Source organism: Methanolobus mangrovi, assembly GCF_031312535.1.
In the GTDB taxonomy this organism is placed as follows: Archaea; Halobacteriota; Methanosarcinia; order Methanosarcinales; family Methanosarcinaceae; genus Methanolobus; species Methanolobus mangrovi.
The window spans coordinates 1,401,946-1,427,919 of sequence record NZ_CP133594.1; the positions used below are offsets into that span (position 1 = coordinate 1,401,946).

A 25,974-nucleotide genomic window follows, 5' to 3' on the forward strand; every position below is an offset into this window, starting at 1 on the left:
ACCTTATCAGAACCTGTATCTCCGACTGATCAATATTTGATTTAAGATATCCGAGATGTTATTCTTTTCTATGTGAATATCAGAAGAGGACAATACTTGTTCAATGTCCAGAGGGATATCTGTCGCTATTTCCCTTGCAAGCTGAGGGTCACCTGCCAGAATAAGATAATCTATGGTCCCTTCAAATTCTTCAAGCATATCCTTGAGAGAGAATTTGACCTTGTCAATATGATGTGCAATATCTTCATCCCGCAGACGTTCAAAGCGTCTCTGGCTGAAACCTCCCTTTGCATGCTTGGCTTTGACACTGCTTTTGATCACTTGGAATGAATCGAATTCTTCCCTGTCAAGAGATAAGCCTACAAAGGATTCACCTGCATGCGCTACCAGGACACATATACTTGCATCCTTATTCAGCAATTCAATTACAGGAGTGATGTCAAAATTATTCCCTGTACCCCAGTAGGAACTCTTCAAAGGCAAAGGAGGAATTATCAACTCATTCACCATATGATCGGGAGAATGGAACAATACAAACCCTGTGGATGAATCGACCTTTTCGATCAATGCAAGGGTCTCACTGTCAATTAGTCTAAGCAGATTTTCATAATCCCTTATGCCATCCAGTCGCCCACCGGCAGCAATACAGACTGTTAGCAAGGATTCTGTCAGGTACTTTACAGACGAGATACATAAAAGAAACTCTTCAGTCCGTTGCTTGTTGAACAGGTCAACATGGGTGAAAGATAAGTCCCCTGAAGCTTCGACCTTTTGTTTATCGAGCTCATGTTCCAGAGTACAGAGCTTCACTTCTGCAGCCTTCAGATTTTCTTCAGCTTCCTGTTTTGCTGCAATAGCCTTCTTTTCGGATGCCGCACCTTTTTCATACCTCACATTAGCTGTTTTCACGTCCAGCTCAAGCTCAAGTATGTGCGACCGAAGCCGGTTGATCTCATTCTCCAGTTCTTCTTTACCCGAATATTTTTTGAAGATATAATTGATATTGTTAATTACCTTCTCTTTTTCGACCATCTAACAGCAATAAAAACGTCCTGTCTAAAAAATCTGTCTATATAGAACGAGAATACCGGAATTTGAATGAAATCAGAAATCAAGTTCAAAACAGATATAAGATACAAAAATAAAAAAGAGAAAAGAAGATCAGGCATCCATCACAAGACGGAAGCCTATTGCAGAATCCCCATCACGAGGATCCTGTTTCTTTCTGTATGCAGTATACAGTGCATTTTCCTTACTTGAGTAACTGCCACCTCTGGCAACCCTCAGGAAACTTGCTCCTTTCTCAACCGCACTGCCATCTTCCTGTGCACCGGAATAATCATCAACCCAGCTATCCTGCACGTATTCCCATACATTGCCGTGTACGTCGTAAAGTCCCCATTCATTTGGCAGTTTCTCACCCACATTATGAGTATGCTCGTAAGAATTCTCCTGATACCATGCATAGTCTTTCAGGAAAGGACCTTCATCCTCATCTATTTCACCGAATGAGTAAAGTGTTGTTGATCCTGCCCTTGCTGCATATTCCCATTCTGCCTCAGTTGGAAGCCTGTATTTAGTAGTTCCTTCCACCTCATTGAGTTTGTCAATGAACTCCTGAACATCATTCCATGAAACACTTTCAACCGGCTGGTCATTTCCTTTGTAACTTGAAGGATTATTGCCCATGACTGTTTCCCACTGCTCTTGTGTCACTTCATACTTACCAATGTAAAATGGATCATCCAGTCTTACCTCATGGATTGGCTGGGAATAAGCATACTTTGATGTACCCATATCAAAACTTCCGTCCTCGATCAACTGGAACTCTACACCAATCGAATTGGTGAACTCATCACCAAGGTCACCATTGTCTGCCGATGAACTGCCACCTTTACTATCACTGCCATTATCATCTGAAGTGCATCCTGTTGCAGCTATTGCAAGCAAGAGCACTGCCATGATTGTTATTACTTGTTTCGTACCTATCCGCATAATAAGCCCTCTATGCAACTTTTTTCGAGCACGATGGTATTAATAGATATCTATTTGTTCTAGTGTAAACGGCAATAGATGTAGTTTTCATCAGGTTTCCTTAAAATACTCATATGTATCGATCATATCCAGATAGATAGACGTCAGTAACATAAGTGAAATGAGAAAATAATAACCAATGATTTCAGACTTATAGATAGTTAGTACATGATAAAATCCACAGAAGTTATTCAGAATGCTGAGTTACAGGATTATGGGAATAAATTTAAAAAAGATGAAATGAGGTTATTAACCTGATTTCATCAACAAGAGAGGTCACTATATCCTCAATAGGCTTCCACGGTCATTTTGTGGGCAGTTACAACATCATCCATATTCATGACGATATTACCGTCTGATATCGTGTATGGAATGCTCTCCTTTGGATATGCAACACAGCCGCCCCGGATACCTTCACCTGTGGCAGCATCAAAGACAGTGCCGCATGAATCACAGACAAGGACATCACCTGTGAGTGTGAAACCTATTGAACCACATGGTGGACATACATTGGACCGGACCTGAACCTCATCATTGAGCTTGTAGGCCATAACTGAAACTTCCCCGATATCCGTATTCACTTTAAAGTGAACATTAGTATACCTTTCCACAGAACTGACAGGAATGGATACTGTATCCGCACTTGTCCAAGGTTCTATCCATGTTCCTTTAACAGGACCTGATCCTCCTGCTGAAGCAGAGCTCTCTGAATCCAAACAGCCCAATGCTGAAATAGATACTATTATCGCTAACAAAGATACAATGATCAATTTTCTATTCATACATATTACTCCTGAAATCTAGTAATGATACTTCCTTGAATTCTTTACTTAACGTAGCCATCCTGTAACTCAATTATTCGATCAGAATATGCAGCAAGCTCACTGTTATGAGTCACCATGATTACCGTCATCTCGCCAGCCAGCGACTTTAGCAGAGATATTATCCTAGAGCCGGTGAGAGCATCCAGCGCACCTGTAGGCTCATCAGCAAGCAGTATCTTTGGATTCATGACAACGGCTCTTGCGATAGCCACACGCTGCTGCTCACCACCACTCAGTTCTGATGGCCTGTGATTCATCCTGTGTGACAAGCCTACTTTTTCCATTGCACTTGCTACTGCACCGTCATCCTTCTCACCTGCAAAAACCAGTGGAAGAGCAACGTTCTCATAAGCCGTAAGTGAAGGGATGAGGTGGAACTGCTGGAAAATAAAGCCCACTGCCTTACGCCTTAGCTCAACAAGTTCTTTCTGGGACCTGCCTGTAATATCATCGCCATTGATATGGATACTTCCGCTTGTTGGATGGTCCAGCATACCTATAAGGTTCATAAGAGTGGTTTTTCCGGAACCTGACTGGCCCATGATGGAGACGAACTCACCGTTTTTTATTGCCAGGTCTATCCCATGCAGAACTTCTACTTCAGTTGAGCCTAAGTTGTAATTCTTTGTCACATCAGTGACCCTGATGACATCATGATTTTCAGACACTTCTAAGCACCTCCGCAGGGTCTATTCCAAGAGCCCTCTTTGCAGGAACAAGGGAAGCTACCATTCCGGTAAACATACAAATAGCAACAACCGGTAGCATAAGATCCCACATTGGATCGGGTGTTACTGAGACCAGCATCGGAGCTGAAACGAATGAAGCCAGGGTACCTATGAGGAAACCGATGCATCCCCCAACAATGCCAATGATCGCACCTTCCAGGAACAGCATGGAAACCACCTGGACATCGCTTGCACCTATGGCACGCATAATACCAATCTCCTTCATTTTTTCGTTAACAGAAGCAAGCATTGTGGAAGCAACGGTCAATGTGCTTACAAGCAGGGTAATAATAGAAACTGCCATAGCAGAGGATTTTGTATGATTGACAATTGCCATCTCATTTTGCACGATCTGGCTCATTGCCCGTGCTTCCATTCCCGGGAGAACACCTTCGATCTGCTGGCTCATTTCTTCAACCGGACAGGCATTACACAATGCACGTACCTCCAGACTGCTGACTTTTCCTTCCTGAGAAAGCAGATACTGGGAAGCCGCAAGCGGGAGTATGATGTAGCTGTCTTCATTATCCCCGGTGCTCTCTATCACACCTGCAACCTGAGCATTTATCGAGATATTGTCTTTTGAAAGTGTTATCATCGAACCTTCCTTAAGCCCCAGTGGAATGGCAATATCCGAACCCACCAGTACTTCTGGTTGTTCAGTGTTCTCTGAAGACATCCAGTGACCCTGAATATTCCACCAGGGTTTGAGATTCATTTCCTGTTCCGGGTCAACGCCCATCACAACAACAGAAGAGCCCTGAAGTTCTGCGATACCATAGAGTCTTGGTGCTACGACCGAGAGACTTGCATTATCCTTGATCGTGTAGATCTTCGGAATATCTGATTCTTCTATGTAGTTGTTTCCTGCGTAGAGTGAACCCATTGAAGAGTATCCATCCACAAGAGGGATGGATTCGATCTCAGGCCGGACTATTATGTTTGCACCGAATTTGTTCGTTGCTTCATGAAAGCCTTCAGTTGCTGCTGAGAATGTAGTTACGACAGCTACTATTGCAGCAGCAGCTACGACCACACCAAGCACAGCCACCAAAAGTTTTGTTTTCCTGCGGAATACGTCCTTCAATACAAAAGAGTGTAAATGCATCCTATTCTCCTCAATTTTGTGTCACCATTAGAGTGATTATACACTAAGTGTAAAGTTATTGATTTACAATAAGTGTAAAGGTAAATGAACTTTACGCCAAATGTAAAGCAAAAACTAAGAGAAACTCATAAGATATATATGGCTTTACAGCAGTTGTAAAATTATGGTAAAATTGGACAGAATAAACCTCTCCAATGAAGGATTGACCAAATTTTTCAGTCCCATTGAATCACAAATAATGCAGACTCTTTGGGAAAGTGAAGAACTGACAACTCCCGAGATAACTGAAAGGACAGGCATCCCATTATCAAGTGTAGCCGGTACTCTGGACAGGCTGGTGAAAGCCGGTTTTGCAACGCGGGAACTTGACAAGAGCGGAGCCAAGGTCAGATATCTCTATTCTGCTGCAGATTCCATGGACAATACTGCAAACACCATCACAAAAAAGGTACTTGACAGTCTTGTAGACACTTTCGGAAAAGTGGCGATAGAAAATTTCCACACATACCATAACAAGAAGTGAAATTTTCAGGACACGGAACATGTTCTCCATACAGGATGAAGTGGAATGCTATATTGCCTGCATTAATGAAGCCGGTCTACTGCCGGTGATAGGCATCTCAATAATCCTGGCACTGGCAATGTTCACTATATACTTCAAAACCAGAAAACCAGTTGCAAGGCTCTCATCATTTGCTGCAGGCCAGTTATTCATTATTTCTGCCATCGCAGCGATTGTCTATGCAATGCAGTGCAGCCAGATGTTAAGCATCGAAATATATCTTGGCTATGTGACACTGTCAACGGTGATCATCCTACTCCTGCCGAGAGCATACTACAAGGTACTTATCAAAAGATACGAAGCCAGGCCAATAACAGAGATCATGGACTGGCCTCAGGGATTTGTCAACGACCTGGATACAAAGTCAAGTGTATATTATTATGATTCGGCGGTACCCAGAGCCTTTGCTTCAGGAAAAGCTATTTTCCTGTCACTTGGAATACTGGAACTGGTAGATACGTCAGAACTGAAAGCCATCCTTGCACACGAAGTATGGCATCTTCGCTACAATAGCAGAACCCCGATATTAAGACAACTGGCACTGATGAGCTTTACAAAGAACCGTTCTGAGGATGAACTTGAGACGCTTGCAGACATGTTTGCAGAAAAGGTTGTCAGCAAGAAAGCACTCGAGTCAGCAAGAGCAAAGATAAGCTAATCTCGATCTTTAATGAAACCGTTCAAGCGTTTTCCTACCTCATGCCATAATCCGGATTAAACCACGCCATAGGAATATCAGCCTCAAACCCACCGTCTGACCTTCTGATCTTCTTTTCCAGCCAGCCTTCCTCGACAAAACCAAGAGACCTGTAGAGGTTTCTAGCGGCATGGTTGCTCTCCTTTACTATAACCTCGACCCTGAGGACCTCAGGATGTTCCGACCTCACCTTAGAGAGCAGAGTGGTAAAAAGCATCCTTCCAATTCCTTTCCTCTGAAAAGAGGGATGCACAACAAGAGTTAGGTGCTCAAGAACATGCGAGAATACACAAAGAGAGGGCCTGTATGTATGAATCTCACCGATTACCCGGCCACTGCCAATATCATCAACCACGAGGATGATACCATCTGCAAGGCTGTTTGTAAGGAATTTGTTGATATATTCCTCTGTGATCTCGTGGGGTTCACGGATAATGCCACCGGAGCGTGAGGCTACCTCACGGTAGAGAGATAGGAGTTTGGGTTTGTCTGCGAGGGTTGCGGGGCGAGGGAACGGCAAAGGATTCAATGAAAAAGCACCTTCTTTTCAATCTTTATAAATTTAATACCGTTCAAGTATAATATAGTACTAGTAGTGGTAAGATTAACAAAAATCTAACTTACATTACCCGCCCTTCTTAAATACTAAAAATCCACTTGTTTAATCAAAAAAGGATAGAATATGCCCCAGATTCCAAACGAACACCCCACCCTCTGGATAAAGTCTGCAAAATCCCGAACGCTTCAGGGAAAGACCATTGTGCTTGCAGTCACAGGCAGCATTGCTGCTGTAAGGACAGTGGAACTTGCGCGGGAATTTATTCGCAGGGGAGCGGACGTACATGCAGTTATGAGCGAGGCTGCCGGCTGGATAATCAACCCCATGGCCCTGCATTACGCTACAGGAAACGAGGTCATCACCAGCATAACCGGAAAAGTAGAGCATGTAGAGTTCTTTGGTAATCTCGGCAGGGCGGACCTATTATTAGTGGCACCTGCAACAGCCAATACACTTGGAAAAATAGCAGCAGGGATTGATGACACACCTGTGACAACCTTCGCAACCACTGCCATCGGTGCGGGCAAGCCGGTGATGATAGTTCCTGCAATGCATGAGGATATGTATAATCATCCTGCTGTTCTGGAGAATATTGAGAAAATAAAAGGTTGGGGAATCAGCTTCATCGGACCCAGGATTGAAGAAGGCATAGCAAAGATAGCCGGAAATGATGATATAGTGCTCCAGGTAGAGAGAACTATCGGAAAAAAGACGCTCTGCGGAAAGAAGATACTTATCACAAGTGGGTCCACGGCAGAACCTATAGACCCCATACGTATCCTGACAAATCGGGCATCAGGGAAGACCGGAGTTGAACTGGCACTGGAAGCCTACCGCAGGGGTGCTGATGTCACCATCGTACACAGGAACAAACTTGGAGTTTCGGGCATCAATGAGATACATACTGAAACTGCTGCTCAGATGACAGATGCCGTACTTGATGAACTTGCAAAGGACTACGATGTACTCATAAGTTCTGCAGCCATTGCAGATTATACTATAGATGCAAACGAGCAGAAGATCAAATCAGGTGAAGGGCTTGAGCTTTCATTCAAACCTACACGCAAGCTCATAAAAGAAGCCAGGAAATCATATCCGCAGGTGAAGATAATCGGATTCAAGGCAGAAGCCGGGGTGGATACAGAAGAATTGCTCAGGAGAGCAAAGCAGACCCTTGAAACTTCCGGGCTTGACATGATAGTTGCCAACGAGGTCAGCAAGAGTGGAATGGGAACCAACAGCAACAATATCACGATCATATACTCCGATATAAGAGAGAATCTTAATGTAGAAGGTTCCAAAAGCCTTATTTCAAATGTCCTTATGGATGAGATAACAGGACTGTTAGCAGCAAAGGACGAAGAATAGATGCCATGTAGATCATGCAAAGAAATTATTGCGGCCAGGGCTTTTGCACCTGCCCATATTACCGGCTTTTTTCAGATACATAACCATAATAACCCTATGAAAAAGGGCTCCACAGGATGCGGAGTGGTACTTGACGGAGGCGTTCATACCACCGTGACCATTGGCGAGGAGATAACTAATACAGAGATATTCCTCAACAAAAACAAGGTCGTGGGTGATACCAGCCGAGCAGTTGTGGAAGCGATAACAGAGCTTCCTGTAAAGGTAGAAAGCATATCTGACATACCAATTGGGTGCGGATTCGGAGCATCAGGAGCCGGAGCACTGGGAACAGCTTATGCATTGAACTATGCCCTCGGACTTGACCTAACCGCAAGCAAGCTTAATGATATAGCACATGTAGCGGAAGTCGGCAATGGCAGTGGACTGGGAGATGTTACAGGACAGGCACATGGTGGGATCCTTATTAGAAAGACACCGGGAGCACCATCTATTGCTTCGGTCGACTGCATACCTTCAAAAGAGAACGATGTTTACTGTGCGGTCCTTGGGGAATTGTCAACAAAATCAGTATTGAGTAATCCGGAGATGGTAAAGAACATCAATGCTGCCGGAAAAGAGGCCATGAAAAAACTAATGCAAAAGCCTTCTGTTGAGAACTTCATGACCTGCTCAAAGGAGTTTACCATGCAGGGCAAGCTTGCAAGCGAAAAGGTCCTGGATGCCATAGAAGCAGCAGATTCTATCGGAGTCACAGCATCTCAGGCAATGCTTGGAAATGCAGTGTTTTCAATGCCTTCACCATCAACAAACTATGAGCTTGAAGAGATTTTTTCAGAGTTTGGCACTGTACTCAAATTCAAGGTGATGACAGGTAGCATCAAAATTACCTGAGTGAAAACATATTTAAGAATTCCATTTATACATGGAGAGAATTAAAAAGTTTTCAATTATTTGAGAGGTTAGAACATGGTTGTTGAAGGTGAATGGGAACCTGAGCCCCCCAGAAGGGCACCTGATTTCCCTATAAAGGAAATACCACCCATAATGGTTAAAGTATTCCGCTCTATTGCAGTTGTTTTTGTAATATTGATCATTTTTTCAGTAATGTTCGGTTCAATTTTTGTTTCTGTCGGAGCCGGAGAAGTAGGTGTTAAATTTAACCAGTTCGGTGGTGTGGAAGATGATGAACTCGGAGAGGGACTGCACATAGTCCCACCATGGGTCAGTGTGACCAAGTACTCGGTCAGAAGTGAAACATACACCATGAGTGGAGTTACCGATGAGGGCCAGATAGTAGGAGATGACCAGATCAAAGCCCTTACAGTGGAAGGGCTTACACTGGGACTGGATATCACCGTCAGATACAGAGTAATACCTGATGAGGCCAGCAACGTACATCAGAATCTTGGAACTAACTATGCGGAAAAGATAATTCGCCCTACGATAAGATCATCCATACGTGAAGTAGTGTCCACAAAAACCGCTTTGCAGGTGTACGGCGAGGAAAGACAACTGGTTGCAGGCGAAATGCTGACCAATATCGACAATGCTCTGGGAAGCGATGGCATCATCGTGGAAGAAGTACTTGTGAGGAACGTTGTGTTACCAACAAGGGTCGCTGAGGCCATCGAGGCAAAACTCCAGGCTGACCAGGATGCCCAGAGGATGATATTCGTAAAAGAAAAAGAGCAGCTGGAAGCAGAAAGGAAGATCATCGAGGCTAATGGTATTGCAAATGCAACCATCGCGAAGGCACATGGTGAAGCTGAAGCACTTGGAATTATCAATGAACAACTGGCAAAGAATCCTAACCTCATAAATTACAAGTACATAGAAATGTTGCAGGGACAGGAAATACAGACTATGCTCGTCCCCACTGATCAGGGGATAATACTTGATGCCAGCAAATGAACATAAGGAGAAAACGGACTGAATGACAGGAATTACGAAAGACCACCCCAGATATGAATCCCTCATCACAAGGGAAAAGATAGTAGAAGGAGTAAATATGGGCATTACCAGCAAGCAAGGACTGGTTGCCCAGGGTCGTGGCGAAGCCTTTGACTATATATTAGGGGAGAAGACAATCGAATCTGCAGCGATTGCCGAAAGAGCGGCAGTCGCCTACATACTTCTTGCAAAGAACCCCATTATATCCGTGAACGGAAATACGGGGGCACTTGTACCTGACCAGCTAGTGTCACTTGCTGACATCACAGGTGCAAGACTTGAAGTGAACCTTTTCCACAGAAGTGATGCAAGGGTGCATAAGATAACAGAACACCTGAAGGCACATGGTGCAGGTGTCGTTCTTGGTGGCAAGGGCGATAAGAGACTTGACCTTTCGCATGACAGGGCAATTGTTGATGAGGAGGGTATTTTCAGTGCAGATGTTGTGCTGGTGCCACTTGAAGACGGAGACCGTTGCCAGAAGCTTGTGGAAATGGGAAAGACCGTTATTACGATCGACCTCAACCCTCTTTCCAGAACATCACTTACATCCACTGTCACTATTGTTGACAATGTCACCAGGGCACTCAACAATATGATCCAGTTCACAAAGGATATGAAAGGCGGGAGTAAAGACTCGCTTCAGGCTGTTATTGATGCTTATGACAATGACAGGGTCATATCAGATGCCCTGTATTCCATGCAGGAACACCTGAAAAACAAAGCAGAAGAGAAAGGAATTACATGGATCTGATAGAGACCACGCGCCAGTTTGTTGCCGAAATCCTTGCAGATGAACCAAGCACCCATGATATGTCGCATATTGAGCGTGTTGAGAACACCTGTATGAATATACACAAAAAGGAAGGTGGCGACCTGCAGGTCCTTCGTCTTGCAGCCCTGCTCCATGATGTGGGTATTGTAAGAGAGCACAAAGAAGGCGGAAATCATGCGCAGTACAGTGCGGAGATTGCAACTGAATTCCTCAGGGAGAACGGAGCAGAGGCAGAACTTATCGATCATGTGGCATCATGCATCCTTACCCATCGTTTCAGCCGGGGAATGCAGGCACAGACCATCGAGGCTAAGATCCTTCAGGATGCCGACAGGATAGATGCACTGGGTTCCGTGGGAATTTTCCGCTCACTCGTTTCAATGGGTGCTTTAAGGGCACTGAAACAGACCATTGGAACTGTGAAGGAAACCTCCATGAATGCTTACGCAGAAGACCCGTTCGATGGTTTCTACGATTATATGGAGAGGAAACCTTTCAAGATTATGGAAAGGCTGAACACAGAGACTGCAAAGGAAATTGCAGACCAGAGACTGGCAATAATGCGAATATATCTTGAGCAACTAAAGCAAGAAACGTTATAGGAGAGAGATTATGGCCGATATGATAATCAAAAATGCTTATATCCTCACAATGGACCCGTCCGTAGGAGACATAGAGAACGGAGTGGTGGTCATTGAGAATGGAATGATCAAAGAGATAGGAACTTCCACGCAGTGCAGCGCAGAGAAGGTTATCGATGCAAAAGGTTCAGTCCTTATGCCCGGACTTATAAACACCCACTGCCACGCAGGAATGACCATTTTCAGAGGCTATGCCGATGATATGCAGTTACAGGACTGGCTTGAGAATCATATATGGCCTGCTGAAGCACAACTTACAGACGAGGACATCTATGCAGGTACAAGGCTTGCATGTCTTGAAATGATACGCTCTGGAACTATCGCTTTTGCAGACATGTACATACATGAGAATAAGGTTGCTCAGGCCGTAGATGAAGCTGGCATCCGTGCTGCACTTTCCTATGGCATGATAGACTTTGGCGATAAGGAAAAGGCAGACAAGGAACTGAAAGAAGGCAGTGCTTTTGTCAAAGAGTGGAACGGAAAAGCAGATGGCAGGATAGATACCATGTATGGCCCACACGCACCTAATACATGTTCCAGAGATTTCCTTATCAGGGTTAAAGAGCAGGCTGTAAAGGATAATGTGAAGATACATATCCATGTCCTTGAAACCGAAGCAGAACTCAACTATATGAAAGAGAACTTTGGTATGTGCTCCATACACTTCCTCAAGGATATTGATTTCTGGGGACCGGATATTCTTGCTGCGCATTGTGTATGGCTTTCTGACGGCGATATCAAGATACTTGCAGAATATGGCGTCAACATTTCACACAACCCGAACAGCAACATGAAGCTGGCATCAGGAATATGCCCTGTTTCCAAACTGCTGGACAACGGAGCTAACGTCTGCATCGGAACAGATGGCTGTGCTTCCAATAACAACCTTGACATGTTCGAGGAAATGAGAATGGCAGCTCTTTTGCAAAAGGTCAGTACAATGGACCCCACAGTGCTTCCTGCACGCAAGGTGCTAGAGATGGCAACCATTAACGGTGCAAAGGCACTTGGCATTAAAAGCGGAATGCTGAAGGAAGGATACAACGCCGATATGATCATAGTTGATATGAATAAGGCACACCTGACACCCGTCTATGATGTTGCATCACATCTTGTTTACGCTGCCAGCGGCAAGGATGTGGAGACGACCATTGTGAATGGCAAGGTACTTATGGAAGAGGGTAAAGTCCTTTCACTGGATGAGCAGGAAGTAATAGACATTGCTATTCAGAGGTCAAAAGACCTTATATTGAAGATCAATAATTGATACAGACTACCATATACAGATTATCTTATTAGAATAAAATTGGAGAATTTAGATGAGCGATACTGAAATGATAGAATCCGGAAACATGAAGATTGACTGGGTTCTTAACCATATGCCTGTTCTCAATATAATCAGGGAACAGTTCGAAAAAGATAAACCACTTGCAGGTCACAGAGTTGGTATGGCCCTGCACGTAGAGGCCAAGACGGCCGCCCTGGTGGAAACATTGGCTATTGGCGGAGCAGAGGTAGCTATTGCAGGCTGCAATCCATTAAGCACACAAGATGACGTTTCTCTTGCACTTCACCAGAAGAATAACATCCAGTGCTTTGCAAAGTATGACTGCTGCACCGAGGAATACTATGAAGCCATTGACAAGGTCCTCGACTTCAAACCTGACATCACCATAGATGATGGAGCAGACCTCATTTTCAAGCTTCACACAGAACGCACTGATCTTTTACCAATGATCCTTGGTGGCTGTGAGGAAACAACAACAGGCATTCACAGGCTCAAATCCATGGAACGCGATGGTGCATTGAAAATGCCAGTCATTGCTGTAAACGATGCAATGACAAAGTTCCTATTCGACAACCGCTACGGTACCGGACAGTCAGCATGGGACGGTATAATGAGAACAACCAACCTCCTTGTAGCTGGTAAGAACGTTGTCATTGGCGGATACGGCTGGTGTGGTAAAGGTGCTGCAATGCGCGCAAGCGGACTTGGTGCAAATGTCATTGTCACCGAGATAGACCCGATAAGGGCACTTGAAGCACGTATGGATGGAAATCAGGTCATGCCAATGAGAGAGGCTGCAAAGATAGGAGACATATTCCTCACAACCACAGGTAACAAGGATATACTGAAAAGAGAAGACTTTGAGGTTATCAAAGACGGAGCAATACTTGCAAATGCAGGCCACTTCAACGTAGAGATCAACCTTGAAGACCTGAAATCCATGGCAAGCTCTGTAAAGACAGTCAGGAACAACATCAAAGAATACACCCTCAAAGACAGGCGTGTCTTTGTACTTGCAGACGGAAGGCTTGTGAACCTTGCCGCTGGTGACGGACATCCTGCAGAGGTAATGGATATGAGCTTTGCAAACCAGGCACTATGTGTAAGGTATATTGCAGAGAACAAGCTGGCAAACGGAGTTCATCCGGTACCCCTTGAATTGGATATAGGAGTTGCAGAGATGAAACTCAAATCCATGGGCATCAGCATTGATAAATTGTCAGAGGAACAAACAGCATATATGGATGGCTGGGAATGCGGGACGTAAGTCCCTTCTTTTTTTAAAATAAATAGTTTATCAGTTGCTACACCGAAAATACATTTTTTAAGCGGAGGTTACAGCCCCGTTGAGGGAGAAATCAGTAGGAACTGCACTGCACTTTGTAAAAAGTGAGAATAATAGCATATAAACCTTCTGTTTTTGATTTTAATTACAAATACATCCATAAAAAACATATAAGTAATATTAGTTCATTTTAGAGTATTGTAGTTCGAACGCGTGGAACAACACGAAAGCATTATATACCATAAGTGCTTTTATCCCCCGCTACACCGAAGTCGATGAACGTGAAGCAGCCTCAGCAAATCCACCCAACAAAGTGGGCTCGTAGCTCAGTCAGGCAGAGCGTCTGGCTTTTAACCAGACGGCCTAGGGTTCAAATCCCTACGAGCCCGCCACACTTTGCACAAGAGTGTTCACGTTCACATTTTTGAGGGAGGAGTAATATATTGAGAAAATTTAGCCTGCTTGACCACCAGTTAATCCCGAAACATGAGATTTTATCGGAAGATGAACTTAAATCTGTTTTAAAGCAATATGCTATTGATAAGGAGCAGCTGCCTAAAATAAAGGTTGTTGATCCGGTCATACAGGAAGTAGGGGCACAGGTTGGGGAAGTCGTTAAGATTACCCGTAACAGCCAGACTGCCGGCGAAGCATTTTACTATCGACTTGTTATCGCTTGAAGAAGCGAATCCCACATTTGTCATTTGACATGGGCTTTTTTACAATTTTACGATAATATAAATCATATAAAGAAGGTGCTATCATAGCGTTAACCAAAGGACAGATCCCACGTTCGTTTTTTACGAAAGATAAGATCGTACAGCATCACATCGATTCATATAACAAGTTTCTGGAGACAGGGTTGCAAAAGATCATCGATGAACAGCAGATAATCGAAACGGATCTTGAAGACACCTACATAAAACTGGGCGCTATCCGTGTAGAGAACCCGGTTGTGAAAGAAGCAGATGGAGCTATTGAGAATCTATACCCTAACGAAGCAAGGCTCAGGAACCTCTCCTATTCCGCACCACTCTACCTGCAGATGAGTGTTGTAGAGAATGATGAAGAAAAGGAACCACAGGAAGCGAAGATCGGCCAGCTCCCAGTAATGATCAAATCCAACATCTGCAACCTCACAAACCTCAGCGAGGAGGAGATGGTCAAATACGGCGAAGACCCACTTGACCCTGGAGGATATTTTATCGTTAACGGAACCGAGCGAGTAGTCATGACCCTGGAAGACCTCGCTCCGAACAAGATACTCACTGAGCTTGGTGAGAGATACGGAGACAGCATCGAAGTATCCAAGGTATTCTCACAAAGAAGAGGATACAGGGCACTGGTTGTTGTAGAGAGGGGCAGAAAATCACTTCTCGAAGTATCATTCCCATCAATTTCAGGACGTATCAACTTTATCACACTTATGAGGGCACTCGGTATCGAGACTGACGAAGATCTTGTTAAGGCCGTATCAACTGACCCTGAAATCATGAAATTCATGTTTGAGAACCTGGAAGAAGCAGAGGTTGATAACATTGAAGATGCCATGGAAAAGATAGGATCAAGGGTTGCTTCAGGACAGGCAAGGGATTACCAGATCAAACGTGCCAACTATGTCATTGACAGATACCTTTTGCCGCATCTTGGAAACGAGCCAACTGACAGGGCTTCAAAGGCAAGCTTCCTTGGAAGAATGGCAGAATCCTGTTTTGAGCTTGCATTGGGAAGGCGTACTTCTGATGACAAGGACCACTATTCAAACAAGAGATTGAAGCTTACTGGTGACCTTATGGAAGACCTGTTCAGGGTTGCATTCAACAGGCTCTCAAGAGACATCAAATACCAGCTTGAAAGAGCTAACATGAGGAACCGTGAGCTCAATGTTATCACACTTGTGAGGGCTGACGTGCTTACAGACAGATTACAGCACCCTCTTGCAACCGGTAACTGGGTAGGCGGCAGGACAGGTGTATCACAACTGCTTGACAGGACCGATTACATTTCAACACTTTCACACCTCAGGCGTGTAATATCCCCTCTTTCAAGAGCACAACCTCACTTTGAGGCTCGTGACCTTCACCCTACACAATGGGGAAGGCTTTGCCCTTCAGAAACCCCGGAAGGTCCGAATTGTGGTCTTGTGAAGAACTTCGCACAGATGGTGGAACTTTCAACCGGTGCTGATGAAGACAAAAAGATAAAGGGCATACTCTATGATCTTGGCGTTGTAAAGACTGTTCTTAACTCATCACTTAAAGCACTTCCAGAATATGATGCTGAACTCGATGACTACCTGGATGAGCTTGAGGCAAAACCAATAGTGGATGATGATCATAAACCGGAACCGATAGGATATACGAATTATTCAGATTCATTAGATGACATGGGAGGACTTCTCGATGAATGAAGCTAAAGTTTTCCTTAACGGAGAACTCATAGGAACCCATACGGACCCCACAGAGCTGATTGAAAACCTTAGAGAGCAGCGAGGTGCAGGAATTATTTCAGACCAAGTCAATGTCACATATTACGAAGACATACACGAGGTAATAATCAATACGGATATGGGCCGTGCAAGAAGACCACTCATCATTGTGAAAAATGGTGAAGCTCTTGTAACTGAGGAAGAGGAAGGACTGCTTGCTGAAGGCAAGATGTCTTACAACGAGATGACAAAGGCCGGCAAAATAGAGTACCTTGATTCCGAAGAAGAGGAAAATGCATTTATTGCACTTTACAGGGAAGACATTACCGACAAACACAGCCATATGGAGATCAATCCTGGACTGATGTTAGGTATCTGTACAGGAATGGTACCATACCCGGAACATAATGCATCCCCACGTAACACAATGGGTGCAGCAATGGTCAAACAGTGTATAGGAGTATCAACATCCAACACCAAGCTCAGGCCGGACACCCGTGCACACCTTTTGCACTACCCACAGAAAGCAATGGTCAGAACACAGACCTGCGAATCCATCCATTTCGATGACAGGCCGGCAGGACAGAACTTCGTTGTAGCTGTTATGTCCTACGAAGGACACAATATTGAAGATGCACTGGTCTTTAACAAAGGTTCCATTGAGAGAGGACTTGGAAGAAGTCATTTCCTCAGGACATTTGAGGGCGAAGAAAGACGTTACCCCGGTGGACAGGAAGACAAGTTCGAGATACCTGACTCCGAGTTCAGAGGTGCCCGCAGTCCTGAATCTTATGCAAATCTTGATATTGACGGTCTTGTGAACCCGGAGACGGTCGTCGGTCCAAATGACGTACTTATCGGAAAGACCAGTCCACCACGTTTCCTTGAGGAACAGTCAGACTTTGGAATCAGTGTTGAACAGCGCAGAGAAAGTGCTATTACAATGCGTTCCAACGAGAAAGGAGTCGTTGACACAGTCATTCTTACCGAATCAATTAACGGAACACGTCTTGCAAAGGTAAAGATAAGAGACCAGAGAATCCCTGAAATTGGTGACAAGTTCGCATCAAGACACGGACAGAAAGGAGTTATCGGCCTTATAGTTCCTTTTGCAGACATGCCATTTACAGAACATGGACTTGTACCTGACCTTGTAATCAACCCGCACGCGATCCCTTCACGTATGACAGTAGGCCACGTGCTTGAGATGATCGGCGGCAAGGTAGGTGCCATGGAAGGAAGAAGGATCAATGCAACCGCATTCTCCGGAGAGAATGAAGATGACCTGCGTGCAGCACTGAAAGAACAGGGATTTGCACACACAGGTAAAGAAGTATTCTCAGACGGCGTTACCGGCAAGAAGATACAGGCAGATGTGTTTGTAGGAGTTATCCTTTACCAGAAACTGCACCACATGGTAGCATCAAAGATGCACGCCAGGTCACGCGGACCTGTACAGGTGCTTACAAGGCAGCCTACAGAAGGTCGTGCCCGTGAAGGAGGTCTGCGTTTCGGAGAAATGGAGCGTGATGTGCTTATAGGACACGGCGCTGCAATGACCCTTAAGGAAAGGCTGCTCGATGAATCGGACAAAGTAACTGAGCTTGTCTGCGGACACTGCGGAATGATTGCAACATTTGACAGGAAGAGAAACATCAGATACTGTGCTAACTGTGGTGCTGAGACTGATATCCACCCTGTAGATATGAGTTATGCATTCAAACTGCTGCTTGATGAAATCAAATCCCTCGGCGTAGCTCCAAGACTCCAACTTGAGGATGCAGTATAATGGGTGATTTTAAAATGAACGATATTCCATCAATTCCAAAAAGAGTCGGGGCCATTAAATTCGGTCTGATATCACCTCGAGAAGTGAGGAAGATGAGCGTTACCGCCATCATAACGGCTGATACCTATGATGATGACGGTTATCCAATTGACATGGGTCTTATGGACCTGCGTCTGGGAGTTATTGACCCAGGTCTTAAATGTAAGACCTGTGGAAGCCGTGCTGGTGAATGTCCGGGGCACTTCGGACATATAGACCTTGTTGCACCAGTCATACACGTAGGATTTAACAAGACCATACGCAAGGCATTACGCTCAGTTTGCCGCAATTGCAGCAGGTTGATGCTTACTCCTGAAAAGAAAAATGATTTCCTTGCACAACTGGAAACTTCAAAAGAAATGGGACACCTTCCGGACGACATTATTAATGAGGTCTTTAAGGAAGCACGCAAGTCAAAGAGCTGCCCATACTGCTCAACCGATCAGCTTGAGATCAAATTTGAAAAGCCCAGTGATTATGTTGAGGACGGACACAAACTTACACCAACAGAGATACGTGACCGTTTTGAGAACATACCTGATGAGGATGTAAAAGTAATTGGAATGGACCCTGAGAGCGCAAGACCTGAATGGATGATCCTTACAGTTCTGCCAGTACCACCAGTAACTGTCAGACCATCAATTACTCTTGAATCAGGTCAGCGCAGTGAAGATGACCTTACCCACAAACTTGTGGACATCATCAGGATCAACCAGAGATTCCAGGAGAACAGGGATGCTGGCGCACCACAGCTCATTATAGAGGACCTGTGGGAATTGCTCCAGTACCACGTTACAACTTTCTTTGATAACGAAGTATCCGGTGTGCCACCTGCAAGACACAGGTCAGGAAGGCCGCTGAAGACACTCACCCAGCGTCTTAAAGGTAAGGAAGGAAGGTTCAGAGGAAGTCTGTCAGGTAAGCGTGTGAACTTCTCAGCACGTACTGTGGTATCCCCAGACCCTAACCTCAGTATCAACGAAGTAGGAGTTCCTTATGCAATTGCCAGGCATATGACAATACCTGAAAGGGTAACAACAAGGAATATTGACCTTCTTCGCATGTATATACTACGTGGTAAAGAAGTACACCCTGGTGCAAATTATGCCATAAGGGAGGACGGAAGGCGTATCAGAGTATCCGAGATCAACAAGGAAGAACTCGCAGAAAAGATTGAGGTCGGATGGACAGTCGAAAGGCAACTTATGGATGGAGACATTGTCCTATTCAACAGACAGCCATCCCTCCACAAGATGAGTATCATGGCTCACAGGGTCAAGGTACTGCCTAACAAGACATTCAGACTTAACCCTGCAGTATGTGCCCCGTACAACGCTGACTTTGACGGTGATGAGATGAACATGCACGTTCTCCAGACCGAAGAGTCCAGGGCTGAGGCCAGCATTCTCATGCAAGTACAGGAAAACATCCTGTCCCCTCGTTTCGGCGGACCTATCATTGGCGGTATACACGACCACATTTCTGGATTGTTCCTGCTAACAAGAAACGAGAACGCAATCACCAAGAATGCTGCTCTTGAACTGCTCAGGAAATCAGACATAAGAGATCTTCCGGAACCTGCAAGCTACTCCGAAGATGGAGAACCACTGTGGAACGGAAAGCAGATCTTCAGTCAGATTCTTCCAAAGGGATTGTACCTTGAGTTCCCTGCACAGGTATGTTTCAAATGTGACACCTGTAAGAAGAGAGGTTGTGAGTACAATGCATATGTGGTCATAGAGGACGGAGAAATGCTTCAGGGCACCATTGATGAACAAGGTATTGGTGCTTTCAAAGGTAAGATCCTTGATAAAGTTGTTAAGGAATACAGCCCGGAAGCAGGTGCCAAGTTCGTAGATGACTTTACAAGACTTGCTATCCGCGGTGTGATGAAGACAGGACTTAGTTTTGGTATCAGTGACGAAGACATACCCAAGACTGCTAAGTTACAGATCAATAACCTCCTTAAAGAAGCGGAAGAAACCGTAAAAGAGCTAATTGACGCATATGAAGCAAAAGAGCTTGAAGCATTGCCAGGACGTACACTTAAAGAGACTATAGAAATGAAGATCATGCAAGTACTCGGTAAGGCAAGAGATCAGACCGGTAACATTGCAGGTCAGCAACTTGGTCTTGAGAATTCTGCGGTTATAATGGCTAAGTCCGGTGCAAGAGGTTCAATGCTTAACCTTACCCAGATGGCTGCCTGTGTCGGACAACAGGCGGTTCGTGGTGAAAGGATCAGAAGAGGTTATGCAGGAAGGACACTCCCACACTTTGACAAGGGTGACCTTGGTGCAGATGCCCACGGATTCGTTAAAGCAAGTTATAAGAGCGGATTGAATCCAACTGAATATTTCTTCCACGCAATCGGTGGTCGTGAAGGTCTTGTAGATACTGCAGTCCGTACTTCCCAGTCAGGTTACCTGCAGAGGAGACTTGTAAACGCATTGCAGGATCTTGAAGTCCAGTACGACGGTACTGTGCGTGAGACCCGTGGTGTGGTTGTTCAGTTCAAATACGGAGAAGATGGAATCGATTCCACAAAGAGTGACTACAGCAAACCTGAAGCAGTACACAGGATTGTCAGAATGGTCACCGGGAAAGAGGTGAACTAATGACAATCAGTGAAGCAACTATTGATTCAATGATCAGTCAGCTCGATCTGCCTAAGAACATCATGAAGACATTGAGAGATGACGTGATGAAAGTAGGCGTCACAAAGAAAGAGCTGGAAGATATCATCGAGCGTGTGAAAGACAGTTACGAATATGCATGTGTAGAACCCTGTGAAGCAGTGGGTGTTGTATCAGCACAATCCATTGGTGAACCGGGCACTCAGATGACCATGCGTACCTTCCACTACGCTGGTGTCGCTGAAATTAACGTTACACTTGGTTTGCCACGTCTCATTGAGATTGTGGATGCAAGGAAACAGCCGAGTACACCAATGATGACCATCGCACTGGAAGAAGAATATGCAACTGACAGAGATAAAGCACGTAAGCTTGCATGGGAAATAGAGGCAACCCACATAGAACACCTTGCCGATATTACCACCGACCTTGCGAACATGCAACTCGTCATTGATCTGCACGAAAAGACACTTTTACACAGATCACTTAAACCAGATGAGATTGCAGACAAGCTTCATGAAGAACTTGGCGTAATGGTCAAGGTCTCAGAAACTGTTGCAAATCAGATCATTGTAATCCCAAGTGCACCCTCCTACAGAGAACTTCTCCAGCTGGCAAAGAATATTCACTTCATTACACTGAAAGGTATAGAAGGAATTAAAAGAGTTGTCATCAGGAAAGATGGAGAGGAATATACCCTTTATACAGAAGGTTCAAAGCTTAAAGAAGTACTTCAGATAGAAGGAACAGATGCTACAAGAACCTACACCAACAATATTGGAGAGATATTTGAGGTGTTTGGTATTGAAGCTGCAAGGAATTCCATAATTAAAGAAGCTACAGATACACTTGCAGAGCAGGGCCTTACTGTCGATATCAGACACATAATGCTTGTATCAGATATCATGTGCTGTGACGGAGAAGTAAAACAGATCGGTAGGCACGGTATTTCTGGTGAGAAAGCCAGTGTATTCGCGCGTGCGGCTTTCGAAGTTACAGTAACTCACCTACTTGATGCAGGTATGCGTGGAGATCGTGATGAACTCAACGGTGTTACTGAGAACATCATAGTAGGACAACCAATTAAGCTGGGAACAGGAGATGTGCATCTCGTAACGAGATGAACACTCTTTATAAAGAGCAACCAGAAAGTAGATATACGGAATCACTTATTAATACAAATCTCAAACTGACATTATAAATGAGTTGATATAAATGGATATTAACATAGACAAAGCACTGATCAAAGTGATCAGAACCGGAAAGGTGATCATTGGATCTAACAGGACTATTGATGCTGCCATGAACAATGAAGCAAAAATGGTTGTACTTGCCGCAAATTGCCCTGCAGATGTAAGAGCCAAGATTGAAAGCCTAGATGTACCGATACTTAACTACTCCGGAACAGGAACAGAACTTGGACCTGCCTGCGGAAAACCATTCATCATTGCTGCAATGGCTATCATTGACAGTGGTGAGTCCGACATCCTGGCTGCTGCTGCTTAAAGGAGTTGCAATATTTGGGCGAGATCAAGTTATCCACCGAAAGTATCCGATATATAGCGTTATTTGAAAATATAACAGGTGCAGCGGTCAAAGATTGCATAATCGATGACGGCAGAATAATATACGTGATCAAATCAGGCGATATGGGTGCTGCGATCGGGAAGAACGGAGACCATATTAACCGCATGAAAAATAAGGTGGATAAACAGATTGATCTTGTCGAATACTCGGACGAACCTGCTGCGTTTATAAAGAACGCATTCGGCCCGGTATCTGTAAAATCAGTGAATATCACAGACAGGAATAATAAGCGATTGGCTTATGTAGAAGTATCTAATAAAGACAAGGGTCTTGCCATAGGACGGAATGGGAAAAACATTGAAAAGGTAAAACTTGTCGCTAAGAGACATCACGACATCGATGATGTCATCCTGCAGTGATAATTCAAATAATATCATACTCATCAAAGACATTAATTGGAGACGTAATTATGCCAAATGGAAAATATGCAGCTCATACACTTCAGCGCATGCGAAAGGATGCAAGATGGAAGGACTCCCGCTATAACAGACGTACACTCGGACTTGACGTGAAAGCAGACCCTCTCGGTGGCGCACCTCAGGGAAGAGGTATTGTACTTGAGAAAGTGGGAATTGAGGCTAAGCAGCCAAACTCAGCTATCAGGAAATGTGTAAGAATACAGTTGATCAAGAACGGACGTCAGGTGTCAGCTTTCTGCCCTGGAGACGGTGCTATCAACTTTATCGACGAGCACGATGAAGTTACAGTAGAAAGAATTGGTGGCCGCATGGGTGGTGCAATGGGAGATATTCCCGGAGTACGCTTTAAGGTCACTGCTGTTAACAATGTATCCTTAAGAGAGATGGTCATTGGCCGAAAAGAGAAACCAAGGAGATAAATTAAATGTACAAGCTATTTGAAAAATGGGATCTCACTGAAGTAGATGTCACTGACCAGGGAATTAAAAGGTATGTGAATCTCGACCCTGTGATAATCCCTCACTCAAACGGAAAGCATGCAAGACAGCAGTTCAACAAGTCAGACATCTGCATCGTTGAGCGTCTTGTTAACAATGTTATGCGCAATGGACAGAACACCGGAAAGAAGCAGAATGCTATGAGGGTTGTTTCTGAAGCATTAGACATCATTAACACAAGAACCAAGAAGAACCCTGTACAGGTACTGGTAGAGGCTATCTCTAACGCAGGCCCAAGGGAAGAAGTAGTCAGACTTAAGTACGGCGGAATATCCGTGCCAAAAGCAGTGGACACTGCTCCACAGAGACGTGTAGACAGTGCACTCAGATACATCACAATGGGTGCAAACAAGGCTTCTTTCAAATCCAAGAGAAGTGCAGCAGACTGCCTTGCAGCAGAAATCATTGCAGCTTCAAACCGCGATGCAAAATGCTTCTCTATCAACAGAAAGGACTCAAAAGAAAGAGTCGCAAAGGCAGCACGTTAATGCAAATCCCAACACTTAGTAAATAAGGATCAGGTAGTAAATATGGGTAGAAGGAAAAAGATGGTTGAGCGCGTCACAGCGCTCATGAGCAATCCTGAAATGATACGTAACATCGGTATTGTTGCGCATATCGACCACGGGAAAACAACATTATCAGATAATCTCCTTGCAGGCGCAGGCATGATCTCAAAAGAACTTGCAGGCCGCCAGCTTTTCATGGACTCTGACGAAGAAGAACAGGCAAGAGGTATTACAATTGACTCTGCTAACGTATCAATGGTTCACGAGTACAACGGAAAGGAGTATCTCATCAACCTTATTGACACACCAGGGCACGTAGACTTTGGTGGCGACGTTACACGTGCAATGCGTGCAGTGGACGGAGCAGTCGTAGTTATTGATGCTGTAGAAGGTACAATGCCACAGACTGAGACAGTACTCAGGCAGGCATTAAAGGAACACGTTAAGCCAGTACTGTTCATCAACAAGGTAGACCGTCTCATAAACGAGTTACAGGTCGATGCACAGGAAATGCAGATCAGGCTCGGTAAACTTATCGACCACGTGAACAAGCTCATTAAAGGTATGAATGAAGAGCGCTACAATGCAGGATGGAGAGTCGATGCAGCAGAAGGTACTGTAGCATTCGGTTCAGCATTATACAACTGGGCTATCAGCGTACCAATGATGCAGAAGACCGGAGTCAGTTTCCAGCAAGTATTTGATTATTGCCGTGCTGAAGACATGAAGTCACTTGCAGAGAAATGCCCGCTTCATGAAGCGGTCAACGACATGGTTATCAGGTTCCTCCCAACACCTATTGTAGCTCAGGCTGACAGGGTCAATGTAATCTGGCACGGAGATAAGGAATCCAAGATCGGAAAGGCAATGCTCAGTGCAGATGCAACAGCTGATCTGGCTTTCATGGTAACAGATATCTCAATGGACCCTCATGCTGGTGAAGTTGCAACAGGAAGGTTGTTCAGCGGATCACTTACCCGTGGTATGGAAGTTTACGTATCCGGTGCTTCAAAGAAGAACAGGATTCAGCAGGTCGGTGTTTTCATGGGCCCTGAGAGGCTTGAAGTAGAGAACATCCCGGCAGGTAACATTGCAGCTGTAACAGGACTTAGGGACGCTATCGTCGGTTCAACAGTAACCACCCTTGATGGTATGGAAGCTTTCGAAAGTATAACCCATGCCAGTGAGCCGGTAGTTACCGTAGCTGTCGAAGCTAAACACATGAAGGATCTTCCTAAACTTGTCGAAGTATTGAGACAGGTCGCTAAAGAAGACCCAACTCTTAAGATCACACTGAACGAAGAGACCGGTGAGCACCTGATGGCAGGTATGGGAGAACTCCACCTTGAAGTCATTGCACACAGGATCGAGCGTGACAAGGGTGTAGAGATCACAACAACCCCACCTCTCGTAGTTTACCGTGAAACTATCCGTGGCACTGCAGGACCTGTAGAAGGTAAGTCACCAAACAGACACAACAGGTTCTACGTTACAGTTGAGCCTCTTGAGGAAGGAGTAAGGGAACTTATCAGAAACGGAGAAATCTCAATGCGCATGCCTGAGGTTGAGCGCAGAGAGAAGCTCATAGCTGCTGGTATGGACAAAGATGAAGCAAAGGGTATTGCAGACATATTTGAGAGCAATATCTACGTCGATGTAACAAAGGGTATCCAGTACCTCAATGAAACCATGGAACTTGTTCTTGAAGGATTCCAGGAAGTAATGAAGGCCGGACCACTCTCCAGAGAACCATGTATGGGCGTAAAGGTCAAACTTACAGATGCAAAGTTGCACGAAGATGCAGTCCACAGAGGACCAGCACAGGTAATTCCTGCATCAAGACAGGGAATTCAGGCAGCAATGCTCATGGCGGACGATACACTTCTTGAACCACACCAGAAGGTATTCATCCAGGTCCCACAGGACCAGATGGGTGGTGCCGCAAAGGAAATTCAGGGACGTCGTGGTGTCATTATTAATATGACCAGCGAAGGTGACATGACCATTATTGAGTCAAAGGCACCTGTATCTGAGTTATTCGGATTTGCAGGAGATATAAGATCTGCAACTGAAGGTCGCGCAATGTGGAGCACAGAATTCGCAGGCTTTGACACGCTTCCAGCTAACATGACAACAGAAGTTGTTAGCGGTATAAGAGAAAGGAAAGGACTTAAGAAGGAACTTCCACAAGCATCTGATTACCTGAGTATGTAATTGCGGAGATTTGCAGCTTTTTGCTGCAAAA

At 44.8% G+C, this 25,974-nt stretch carries 25 protein-coding genes and 1 tRNA gene; 20 read left to right on the plus strand and 6 right to left on the minus strand.

The annotated features are described in order from the left end of the window. Window positions 1-6: 6 nt before the first annotated feature. The 5 genes from RE476_RS06645 to RE476_RS06665 form a co-directional block, all read right to left on the minus strand. Window positions 7-1,032 carry a Vms1/Ankzf1 family peptidyl-tRNA hydrolase gene (locus RE476_RS06645; protein WP_309306882.1) on the minus strand — a complete coding sequence of 342 codons (1,026 nt, stop codon included), beginning with the start codon at window positions 1,030-1,032 and terminating at the stop codon, window positions 7-9. A gap of 129 nt (window positions 1,033-1,161) precedes the next feature. Continuing rightward, window positions 1,162-1,995 carry a formylglycine-generating enzyme family protein gene (locus RE476_RS06650; RefSeq protein WP_309306883.1) on the minus strand — a complete coding sequence of 278 codons (834 nt, stop codon included), beginning with the start codon at window positions 1,993-1,995 and terminating at the stop codon, window positions 1,162-1,164. 326 nt (window positions 1,996-2,321) lie between these two features. After that, window positions 2,322-2,816 (minus strand): Fe-S-containing protein, encoded by a 495-nt coding sequence (locus RE476_RS06655; RefSeq protein ID WP_309306884.1) that lies wholly within the window; start codon window positions 2,814-2,816, stop codon window positions 2,322-2,324. Between the two features lie 44 nt (window positions 2,817-2,860). Further along, window positions 2,861-3,526 (minus strand): ABC transporter ATP-binding protein, encoded by a 666-nt coding sequence (locus RE476_RS06660; RefSeq protein WP_309306885.1) that lies wholly within the window; start codon window positions 3,524-3,526, stop codon window positions 2,861-2,863. After that, a complete protein-coding gene (locus RE476_RS06665) occupies window positions 3,519-4,694 on the minus strand; it encodes an ABC transporter permease (RefSeq protein ID WP_309306886.1) in 1,176 nt (391 codons plus the stop codon). The genes RE476_RS06660 and RE476_RS06665 overlap by 8 nt, the downstream gene beginning before the upstream one ends. A 163-nt stretch (window positions 4,695-4,857) precedes the next feature. Here RE476_RS06665 and RE476_RS06670 point away from each other — a divergent pair, with 163 nt between their 5' ends. Both RE476_RS06670 and RE476_RS06675 read left to right on the plus strand, forming a co-directional pair. Beyond that, the gene (locus RE476_RS06670) at window positions 4,858-5,217 is read left to right on the plus strand and encodes a BlaI/MecI/CopY family transcriptional regulator (protein ID WP_309306887.1); all 360 of its coding nucleotides are present in this window, start codon (window positions 4,858-4,860) and stop codon (window positions 5,215-5,217) included. Between the two features lie 19 nt (window positions 5,218-5,236). Beyond that, window positions 5,237-5,914, plus strand: coding sequence for a M48 family metalloprotease (locus RE476_RS06675; RefSeq protein WP_309306888.1), 678 nt, complete (start codon window positions 5,237-5,239; stop codon window positions 5,912-5,914). A 34-nt stretch (window positions 5,915-5,948) separates the two neighbouring features. Here RE476_RS06675 and RE476_RS06680 read toward each other — a convergent pair whose 3' ends face one another. After that, complete coding sequence (locus tag RE476_RS06680; RefSeq protein ID WP_309306889.1) at window positions 5,949-6,482, minus strand: GNAT family N-acetyltransferase; 534 nt, start codon at window positions 6,480-6,482, stop codon at window positions 5,949-5,951. 153 nt (window positions 6,483-6,635) lie between these two features. On the opposite strand from RE476_RS06680, the gene coaBC reads away from it, so the two are divergent. The 18 genes from coaBC to RE476_RS06770 all read left to right on the plus strand — a co-directional run bounded on the left by coaBC (window position 6,636) and on the right by RE476_RS06770 (window position 25,943). After that, window positions 6,636-7,880, plus strand: coding sequence for a bifunctional phosphopantothenoylcysteine decarboxylase/phosphopantothenate--cysteine ligase CoaBC (gene coaBC / locus RE476_RS06685; RefSeq protein ID WP_309306890.1), 1,245 nt, complete (start codon window positions 6,636-6,638; stop codon window positions 7,878-7,880). 96 nt (window positions 7,881-7,976) lie between these two features. Beyond that, window positions 7,977-8,774 carry a pantoate kinase gene (locus tag RE476_RS06690; protein ID WP_309306891.1) on the plus strand — a complete coding sequence of 266 codons (798 nt, stop codon included), beginning with the start codon at window positions 7,977-7,979 and terminating at the stop codon, window positions 8,772-8,774. Between the two features lie 75 nt (window positions 8,775-8,849). Continuing rightward, on the plus strand, window positions 8,850-9,794 hold the full coding sequence (locus RE476_RS06695) for a prohibitin family protein (RefSeq protein WP_309306892.1): 945 nt from the start codon (window positions 8,850-8,852) through the stop codon (window positions 9,792-9,794). Between the two features lie 22 nt (window positions 9,795-9,816). Further along, the gene (locus tag RE476_RS06700; protein WP_309306894.1) at window positions 9,817-10,587 is read left to right on the plus strand and encodes a 4-phosphopantoate--beta-alanine ligase; all 771 of its coding nucleotides are present in this window, start codon (window positions 9,817-9,819) and stop codon (window positions 10,585-10,587) included. Next, entirely contained in the window at window positions 10,578-11,210 is a 633-nt protein-coding gene (locus RE476_RS06705; RefSeq protein ID WP_309306895.1) for an HD domain-containing protein, read from the plus strand. The genes RE476_RS06700 and RE476_RS06705 overlap by 10 nt, the downstream gene beginning before the upstream one ends. A 10-nt stretch (window positions 11,211-11,220) precedes the next feature. Continuing rightward, entirely contained in the window at window positions 11,221-12,519 is a 1,299-nt protein-coding gene (locus RE476_RS06710) for an amidohydrolase family protein (protein WP_309306896.1), read from the plus strand. A 52-nt stretch (window positions 12,520-12,571) separates the two neighbouring features. After that, window positions 12,572-13,807 carry an adenosylhomocysteinase gene (locus tag RE476_RS06715; protein ID WP_309306897.1) on the plus strand — a complete coding sequence of 412 codons (1,236 nt, stop codon included), beginning with the start codon at window positions 12,572-12,574 and terminating at the stop codon, window positions 13,805-13,807. Window positions 13,808-14,140: 333 nt separating this feature from the next. Next, window positions 14,141-14,217: transfer RNA gene (locus tag RE476_RS06720), tRNA-Lys, on the plus strand. 51 nt (window positions 14,218-14,268) lie between these two features. After that, complete coding sequence (locus tag RE476_RS06725; RefSeq protein WP_309306898.1) at window positions 14,269-14,505, plus strand: DNA-directed RNA polymerase subunit H; 237 nt, start codon at window positions 14,269-14,271, stop codon at window positions 14,503-14,505. 104 nt (window positions 14,506-14,609) lie between these two features. After that, the gene (locus tag RE476_RS06730) at window positions 14,610-16,235 is read left to right on the plus strand and encodes a DNA-directed RNA polymerase subunit B'' (RefSeq protein WP_309309568.1); all 1,626 of its coding nucleotides are present in this window, start codon (window positions 14,610-14,612) and stop codon (window positions 16,233-16,235) included. Next, window positions 16,228-18,042: a DNA-directed RNA polymerase subunit B gene (gene rpoB / locus RE476_RS06735; protein ID WP_309306899.1), complete on the plus strand. Its 1,815-nt coding sequence runs from the start codon at window positions 16,228-16,230 to the stop codon at window positions 18,040-18,042. The genes RE476_RS06730 and rpoB overlap by 8 nt, the downstream gene beginning before the upstream one ends. 14 nt (window positions 18,043-18,056) lie before the next feature. Continuing rightward, complete coding sequence (locus RE476_RS06740; RefSeq protein ID WP_309306900.1) at window positions 18,057-20,699, plus strand: DNA-directed RNA polymerase subunit A'; 2,643 nt, start codon at window positions 18,057-18,059, stop codon at window positions 20,697-20,699. Continuing rightward, window positions 20,699-21,841, plus strand: coding sequence for a DNA-directed RNA polymerase subunit A'' (gene rpoA2 / locus RE476_RS06745; protein ID WP_309306901.1), 1,143 nt, complete (start codon window positions 20,699-20,701; stop codon window positions 21,839-21,841). Before RE476_RS06740 ends, rpoA2 begins: the two co-directional genes overlap by 1 nt. 91 nt (window positions 21,842-21,932) lie before the next feature. Continuing rightward, window positions 21,933-22,223 carry a 50S ribosomal protein L30e gene (locus RE476_RS06750; protein ID WP_309306902.1) on the plus strand — a complete coding sequence of 97 codons (291 nt, stop codon included), beginning with the start codon at window positions 21,933-21,935 and terminating at the stop codon, window positions 22,221-22,223. Between the two features lie 14 nt (window positions 22,224-22,237). Further along, window positions 22,238-22,663, plus strand: coding sequence for a NusA-like transcription termination signal-binding factor (locus tag RE476_RS06755; RefSeq protein WP_309306903.1), 426 nt, complete (start codon window positions 22,238-22,240; stop codon window positions 22,661-22,663). A gap of 50 nt (window positions 22,664-22,713) precedes the next feature. Further along, window positions 22,714-23,142, plus strand: coding sequence for a 30S ribosomal protein S12 (locus RE476_RS06760; protein WP_292466712.1), 429 nt, complete (start codon window positions 22,714-22,716; stop codon window positions 23,140-23,142). A 5-nt stretch (window positions 23,143-23,147) separates the two neighbouring features. Further along, window positions 23,148-23,708 carry a 30S ribosomal protein S7 gene (locus RE476_RS06765; RefSeq protein ID WP_309306904.1) on the plus strand — a complete coding sequence of 187 codons (561 nt, stop codon included), beginning with the start codon at window positions 23,148-23,150 and terminating at the stop codon, window positions 23,706-23,708. Between the two features lie 42 nt (window positions 23,709-23,750). Beyond that, window positions 23,751-25,943, plus strand: coding sequence for an elongation factor EF-2 (locus RE476_RS06770; protein ID WP_309306905.1), 2,193 nt, complete (start codon window positions 23,751-23,753; stop codon window positions 25,941-25,943). The last annotated feature ends 31 nt before the right edge of the window (window positions 25,944-25,974 follow it).

What these genes read in the sequence shown, in the direction of transcription:
- RE476_RS06710 (WP_309306896.1), top strand. Translation starts at nt 11,221, where the DNA reads ATGGCCGATATGATAATCAAAAATGCTTATATCCTCACAATGGACCCG.
- rpoA2 (WP_309306901.1), top strand. Translation starts at nt 20,699, where the DNA reads ATGACAATCAGTGAAGCAACTATTGATTCAATGATCAGTCAGCTCGAT.
- RE476_RS06705 (WP_309306895.1), top strand. Translation starts at nt 10,578, where the DNA reads ATGGATCTGATAGAGACCACGCGCCAGTTTGTTGCCGAAATCCTTGCA.
- RE476_RS06770 (WP_309306905.1), top strand. Translation starts at nt 23,751, where the DNA reads ATGGGTAGAAGGAAAAAGATGGTTGAGCGCGTCACAGCGCTCATGAGC.
- RE476_RS06760 (WP_292466712.1), top strand. Translation starts at nt 22,714, where the DNA reads ATGCCAAATGGAAAATATGCAGCTCATACACTTCAGCGCATGCGAAAG.
- RE476_RS06700 (WP_309306894.1), top strand. Translation starts at nt 9,817, where the DNA reads ATGACAGGAATTACGAAAGACCACCCCAGATATGAATCCCTCATCACA.
- RE476_RS06750 (WP_309306902.1), top strand. Translation starts at nt 21,933, where the DNA reads ATGGATATTAACATAGACAAAGCACTGATCAAAGTGATCAGAACCGGA.
- RE476_RS06645 (WP_309306882.1), bottom strand. Translation starts at nt 1,032, where the DNA reads ATGGTCGAAAAAGAGAAGGTAATTAACAATATCAATTATATCTTCAAA.
- RE476_RS06675 (WP_309306888.1), top strand. Translation starts at nt 5,237, where the DNA reads ATGTTCTCCATACAGGATGAAGTGGAATGCTATATTGCCTGCATTAAT.
- RE476_RS06665 (WP_309306886.1), bottom strand. Translation starts at nt 4,694, where the DNA reads ATGCATTTACACTCTTTTGTATTGAAGGACGTATTCCGCAGGAAAACA.
- rpoB (WP_309306899.1), top strand. Translation starts at nt 16,228, where the DNA reads ATGAATGAAGCTAAAGTTTTCCTTAACGGAGAACTCATAGGAACCCAT.
- RE476_RS06740 (WP_309306900.1), top strand. Translation starts at nt 18,057, where the DNA reads ATGAACGATATTCCATCAATTCCAAAAAGAGTCGGGGCCATTAAATTC.
- RE476_RS06765 (WP_309306904.1), top strand. Translation starts at nt 23,148, where the DNA reads ATGTACAAGCTATTTGAAAAATGGGATCTCACTGAAGTAGATGTCACT.
- RE476_RS06650 (WP_309306883.1), bottom strand. Translation starts at nt 1,995, where the DNA reads ATGCGGATAGGTACGAAACAAGTAATAACAATCATGGCAGTGCTCTTG.
- RE476_RS06715 (WP_309306897.1), top strand. Translation starts at nt 12,572, where the DNA reads ATGAGCGATACTGAAATGATAGAATCCGGAAACATGAAGATTGACTGG.
- RE476_RS06695 (WP_309306892.1), top strand. Translation starts at nt 8,850, where the DNA reads ATGGTTGTTGAAGGTGAATGGGAACCTGAGCCCCCCAGAAGGGCACCT.
- RE476_RS06690 (WP_309306891.1), top strand. Translation starts at nt 7,977, where the DNA reads ATGAAAAAGGGCTCCACAGGATGCGGAGTGGTACTTGACGGAGGCGTT.
- RE476_RS06670 (WP_309306887.1), top strand. Translation starts at nt 4,858, where the DNA reads ATGGTAAAATTGGACAGAATAAACCTCTCCAATGAAGGATTGACCAAA.
- coaBC (WP_309306890.1), top strand. Translation starts at nt 6,636, where the DNA reads ATGCCCCAGATTCCAAACGAACACCCCACCCTCTGGATAAAGTCTGCA.
- RE476_RS06655 (WP_309306884.1), bottom strand. Translation starts at nt 2,816, where the DNA reads ATGAATAGAAAATTGATCATTGTATCTTTGTTAGCGATAATAGTATCT.